Origin of the sequence: Lactobacillus sp. UCMA15818 (assembly GCF_030400225.1) — a bacterium.
Lineage (GTDB): Bacteria > Bacillota > Bacilli > Lactobacillales > Lactobacillaceae > Liquorilactobacillus.
Genome location: NZ_VJYB01000039.1, coordinates 1 through 514, shown reverse-complemented (window position 1 = coordinate 514; position 514 = coordinate 1). Strand labels below are relative to the sequence as shown.

1 protein-coding gene is annotated in these 514 nt (G+C 50.8%); it reads left to right on the top strand.

The features are described from left to right. On the top strand, positions 1 to 514 hold a 514-nt coding region (locus FFX44_RS12575; RefSeq protein WP_289981788.1), incomplete at both ends, for a PTS transporter subunit EIIC.

The following is a 514-nucleotide window of genomic DNA, read 5'->3' as shown; positions in this document are numbered from 1 at the left end:
TGGTTCTTGCGGATACTTTCGGTTTGCAAGACTTCCGCGCTCCAATGGATGAGCAGCCTGATACTTATGTATTCCTGCACTCCATGTGGCGCTCGGTCTTCTACTTCCTGCCAATTATGGTTGGTGCCACCGCAGCTCGAAAGCTCGGCGCAAACGAGTGGATTGGTGCAGCTATTCCAGCCGCACTTCTTACTCCAGAATTCTTGGCACTGGGTTCTGCCGGCGATACCGTCACAGTCTTTGGCCTGCCAATGGTTCTGAATGACTACTCCGGACAGGTATTCCCACCGCTGATTGCAGCAATTGGTCTGTACTGGGTGGAAAAGGGACTGAAGAAGATCATCCCTGAAGCAGTCCAAATGGTGTTCGTCCCATTCTTCTCCCTGCTGATTATGATCCCAGCGACCGCATTCCTGCTTGGACCTTTCGGCATCGGTGTTGGTAACGGAATTTCCAACCTGCTTGAAGCGATTAACAACTTCAGCCCATTTATTCTTTCCATCGTTATCCCATT